This window comes from Curtobacterium sp. MCLR17_039 (assembly GCF_003234745.1).
In the GTDB taxonomy this organism is placed as follows: domain Bacteria; phylum Actinomycetota; class Actinomycetes; order Actinomycetales; family Microbacteriaceae; genus Curtobacterium; species Curtobacterium flaccumfaciens.
Window position 1 is genome coordinate 1 of record NZ_QKTF01000030.1, and the last position, 5,530, is coordinate 5,530.

The 5,530-nt window shown below is 55.4% G+C and carries 3 rRNA genes; all 3 read left to right on the forward strand.

Annotation, left to right across the window (positions count from 1 at the left end):
• The first annotated feature begins 188 nt into the window (after positions 1 to 188).
• The 3 genes from DEJ00_RS18125 to rrf all read left to right on the forward strand — a co-directional run bounded on the left by DEJ00_RS18125 (position 189) and on the right by rrf (position 5,522).
• Positions 189 to 1,710 (forward strand): 16S ribosomal RNA (locus DEJ00_RS18125).
• A gap of 409 nt (positions 1,711 to 2,119) precedes the next feature.
• Positions 2,120 to 5,247: ribosomal RNA gene (locus DEJ00_RS18130) — 23S ribosomal RNA — on the forward strand.
• 158 nt (positions 5,248 to 5,405) lie between these two features.
• Positions 5,406 to 5,522: ribosomal RNA gene (gene rrf, locus DEJ00_RS18135) — 5S ribosomal RNA — on the forward strand.
• The 16S, 23S and 5S rRNA genes sit together here, the layout of an rRNA operon.
• Positions 5,523 to 5,530: the final 8 nt, after the last annotated feature.

Here is a 5,530-nt window from a genome sequence, read left to right on the forward strand (position 1 = left end):
AGTGCGTCTGGTCCTTGAGAACTCAACAGCGTGCACATTGTCAATGCCAATTTATTGATTGACCTCGTGCCTGGTCGGCTTGCTGACTGGGTCATGAAGCAATTCCTTTTGGATTGAAGATTGTCAGTAGACAGTCAACAGTCAGAATCAACTCGGTCTGATGCCTTCGGGTGTTGGGTCTGTATTTTTTTACGGAGAGTTTGATCCTGGCTCAGGACGAACGCTGGCGGCGTGCTTAACACATGCAAGTCGAACGATGATGCCCAGCTTGCTGGGTGGATTAGTGGCGAACGGGTGAGTAACACGTGAGTAACCTGCCCCTGACTCTGGGATAAGCGTTGGAAACGACGTCTAATACTGGATATGATCACTGGCCGCATGGTCTGGTGGTGGAAAGATTTTTTGGTTGGGGATGGACTCGCGGCCTATCAGCTTGTTGGTGAGGTAATGGCTCACCAAGGCGACGACGGGTAGCCGGCCTGAGAGGGTGACCGGCCACACTGGGACTGAGACACGGCCCAGACTCCTACGGGAGGCAGCAGTGGGGAATATTGCACAATGGGCGAAAGCCTGATGCAGCAACGCCGCGTGAGGGATGACGGCCTTCGGGTTGTAAACCTCTTTTAGTAGGGAAGAAGCGAAAGTGACGGTACCTGCAGAAAAAGCACCGGCTAACTACGTGCCAGCAGCCGCGGTAATACGTAGGGTGCAAGCGTTGTCCGGAATTATTGGGCGTAAAGAGCTCGTAGGCGGTTTGTCGCGTCTGCTGTGAAATCCCGAGGCTCAACCTCGGGCTTGCAGTGGGTACGGGCAGACTAGAGTGCGGTAGGGGAGATTGGAATTCCTGGTGTAGCGGTGGAATGCGCAGATATCAGGAGGAACACCGATGGCGAAGGCAGATCTCTGGGCCGTAACTGACGCTGAGGAGCGAAAGCATGGGGAGCGAACAGGATTAGATACCCTGGTAGTCCATGCCGTAAACGTTGGGCGCTAGATGTAGGGACCTTTCCACGGTTTCTGTGTCGTAGCTAACGCATTAAGCGCCCCGCCTGGGGAGTACGGCCGCAAGGCTAAAACTCAAAGGAATTGACGGGGGCCCGCACAAGCGGCGGAGCATGCGGATTAATTCGATGCAACGCGAAGAACCTTACCAAGGCTTGACATACACCGGAAACGGCCAGAGATGGTCGCCCCCTTGTGGTCGGTGTACAGGTGGTGCATGGTTGTCGTCAGCTCGTGTCGTGAGATGTTGGGTTAAGTCCCGCAACGAGCGCAACCCTCGTTCTATGTTGCCAGCGGGTTATGCCGGGGACTCATAGGAGACTGCCGGGGTCAACTCGGAGGAAGGTGGGGATGACGTCAAATCATCATGCCCCTTATGTCTTGGGCTTCACGCATGCTACAATGGCCGGTACAAAGGGCTGCGATACCGTAAGGTGGAGCGAATCCCAAAAAGCCGGTCTCAGTTCGGATTGAGGTCTGCAACTCGACCTCATGAAGTCGGAGTCGCTAGTAATCGCAGATCAGCAACGCTGCGGTGAATACGTTCCCGGGCCTTGTACACACCGCCCGTCAAGTCATGAAAGTCGGTAACACCCGAAGCCGGTGGCCTAACCCTTGTGGAAGGAGCCGTCGAAGGTGGGATCGGTGATTAGGACTAAGTCGTAACAAGGTAGCCGTACCGGAAGGTGCGGCTGGATCACCTCCTTTCTAAGGAGCAACTGGCACCGCTTGCGGTGTCCAGGCGCCTGATTCGGACCGAACGTGTCCGACGGGTAGCTCATGGGTGGAACATTGACAGTGCAGTTGGGAGTGATGCTTCCGACCTCAGTACGCTCTGCTTGCAGGGTTGGGACGGGTCGGGTGTGGAGCGACTGGCTGGTGCACGTTGTTGGGTCCTGAGGGACCAGGCTTCCTGTCGTCACGTGAGTGGTGGTGGGGGTTGGGCCTACGGGTCCTTCGTCGGGCCAGGGTGAACCTACCGTTGTGGTGGGGGAGTGCTGGTGCCGATCGTATGTTGAGAACTACACAGTGGACGCGAGCATCTTTGATTCGCGTCATCCATGATCAGCCCTCGGGTTGTTGATTGGTGACGTTGGATCGCAATTTTAATCTTTGTGGTCAAGTTTCTAAGAGCAAACGGTGGATGCCTTGGCATCTGGAGCCGATGAAGGACGTAGAAATCTGCGATAAGCCTCGGGGAGCTGATAATCGAGCCTCGATCCGAGGATTTCCGAATGGGGAAACCCCGCCAGGCGTTTTGCGACCTGGTGACTCCCGCCTGAATATATAGGGCGGGTAGAGGGAACGTGGGGAAGTGAAACATCTCAGTACCCACAGGAAGAGAAAACAACATGTGATTCCGTGAGTAGTGGCGAGCGAAAGCGGATGAGGCTAAACCGATCATGTGTGATAGCCGGCGGGCGTTGCATGGTCGGGGTTGTGGGACACGTCACTCAGTTCTGCCGGACTGGGACGGTTACAGCGCATCATAGTCGAACCGGTTTGAAAGCCGGGCCGTAGTGGGTGCCAGCCCCGTAGACGAAATGGTGTTATGGCCGGATGTGTATCCCAAGTAGCACGGGGCCCGAGAAATCCCGTGTGAATCTGTCAGGACCACCTGATAAGCCTAAATACTCCCAGATGACCGATAGCGGACAAGTACCGTGAGGGAAAGGTGAAAAGTACCCCGGGAGGGGAGTGAAATAGTACCTGAAACCGTTTGCTTACAAACCGTCGGAGCCTCCTTAGTAGGGGTGACGGCGTGCCTTTTGAAGAATGAGCCTGCGAGTTAGTGATATGTGGCGAGGTTAACCCGTGAGGGGCAGCCGTAGCGAAAGCGAGTCTGAATAGGGCGTTTGAGTCGCATGTTCTAGACCCGAAGCGAAGTGATCTATCCATGGCCAGGTTGAAGCGACGGTAAGACGTCGTGGAGGACCGAACCCACTTCAGTTGAAAATGGAGGGGATGAGCTGTGGATAGGGGTGAAAGGCCAATCAAACTTCGTGATAGCTGGTTCTCTCCGAAATGCATTTAGGTGCAGCGTTGCGTGTTTCTCGCCGGAGGTAGAGCTACTGGATGGCCGATGGGCCTCAACAGGTTACTGACGTCAGCCAAACTCCGAATGCCGGTGAGTGAGAGCGCAGCAGTGAGACGGTGGGGGATAAGCTTCATCGTCGAGAGGGAAACAACCCAGACTACCAACTAAGGTCCCTAAGCGTGTGCTAAGTGGGAAAGGATGTGGAGTTGCACAGACAACCAGGAGGTTGGCTTAGAAGCAGCCACCCTTGAAAGAGTGCGTAATAGCTCACTGGTCAAGTGATTCCGCGCCGACAATGTAACGGGGCTCAAGCACACCACCGAAGTTGTAGATTTCGCACTATAGACAAGCCTTCGTGGTTCAGTCGTGCGGAGTGGTAGGAGAGCGTCGTGTGGCGAGTGAAGCGGCGGAGTGATCCAGCCGTGGACGCTACACGAGTGAGAATGCAGGCATGAGTAGCGAAAGACGGGTGAGAAACCCGTCCTCCGAAAGACCAAGGGTTCCAGGGCCAGGTTAATCCGCCCTGGGTAAGTCGGGACCTAAGGCGAGGCCGACAGGCGTAGTCGATGGACAACGGGTTGATATTCCCGTACCGGCGAACAACCGCCCAAGCTAATCCAGTGGTGCTAAGAGTCCTAACCCGGTACAACCGGATCCCTTCGGGGTGATGGTGGCCGGTCTAACGCTCGACCCCATGCTGGTGCGGTTAGCGTATGAACAGGTGTGACGCAGGAAGGTAGCTGAGCCAGGCGATGGTATCCGTAAGGTGAACCTGGTGTAAGGATGTAGGGCTGACGATAGGCAAATCCGTCGTCTGTGTGCCTGAGATCCGACGCGTACCCGTAAGGGGAAATCAGTGATCCTATGCTGCCGAGAAAAGCATCGACGCGAGGTTGCAGCCGCCCGTACCCGAAACCGACTCAGGTGGTCAGGTAGAGAATACCAAGGAGATCGAGAGAATCGTGGTTAAGGAACTCGGCAAAATGCCCCCGTAACTTCGGGAGAAGGGGGGCCGGACACGTGACCGGATTTACTCCGTGAGCGTTGAAGGCCGCAGAGACCAGTGGGAAGCGACTGTTTACTAAAAACACAGGTCCGTGCGAAGTCGCAAGACGATGTATACGGACTGACGCCTGCCCGGTGCTGGAAGGTTAAGAGGAAGGGTTAGCCTTTGGGCGAAGCTCTGAATTTAAGCCCCAGTAAACGGCGGTGGTAACTATAACCATCCTAAGGTAGCGAAATTCCTTGTCGGGTAAGTTCCGACCTGCACGAATGGCGTAACGACTTCCCAGCTGTCTCAACCGCGAACTCGGCGAAATTGCACTACGAGTAAAGATGCTCGTTACGCGCAGCAGGACGGAAAGACCCCGTGACCTTTACTACAGTTTGGTATTGGTGTTCGGAGTGGCTTGTGTAGGATAGGTGGGAGACTGTGAAGCGGGCACGCTAGTGTTCGTGGAGTCATTGTTGAAATACCACTCTGGTCACTTTGGATGTCTAACGTAGGACCCTGATCGGGTTCATGGACAGTGCCTGATGGGTAGTTTAACTGGGGCGGTTGCCTCCCAAAGAGTAACGGAGGCGCCCAAAGGTTCCCTCAACCTGGTTGGCAATCAGGTGGCGAGTGTAAGTGCACAAGGGAGCTTGACTGTGAGACTGACAGGTCGAGCAGGGACGAAAGTCGGGACTAGTGATCCGGCAGTGGCTTGTGGAAGCGCTGTCGCTCAACGGATAAAAGGTACCTCGGGGATAACAGGCTGATCTTGCCCAAGAGTCCATATCGACGGCATGGTTTGGCACCTCGATGTCGGCTCGTCGCATCCTGGGGCTGGAGTAGGTCCCAAGGGTTGGGCTGTTCGCCCATTAAAGCGGTACGCGAGCTGGGTTTAGAACGTCGTGAGACAGTTCGGTCCCTATCCGCTGCGCGCGTTGGAAATTTGAGAAGATCTATCCCTAGTACGAGAGGACCGGGATGGACGAACCTCTGGTGTGTCAGTTGTTCTGCCAAGGGCACCGCTGATTAGCTACGTTCGGACCGGATAACCGCTGAAAGCATCTAAGCGGGAAGCCGTCTTCGAGATGAGATTTCCATGCACCTTGAGTGTGAGAGGCTCCCAGCAGACTACTGGGTTGATAGGCCGGATGTGGAAGCGGGGACTAACGACCCGTGGAGCTGACCGGTACTAATAAGCCGAAGACTTGATAACACACTGATTTCCGTGCACTTGTTGCACGGGCTCGCGTCCACTTTGTGGTTCCCGACAGACGATCGGGAATCGAAACTGAATACACCGCTCTGTCTTCTTCACGGAAGATGGTAGCTGGGACAGCTTTGAGACCAAATGCATGATCTGGTCGAGAGTGTTCCGGTGGTCATAGCGAGAGGGAAACGCCCGGTCACATTCCGAACCCGGAAGCTAAGCCTCTCAGCGCCGATGGTACTGCAAGGGGGACCTTGTGGGAGAGTAGGACGCCGCCGGACTTAACGTA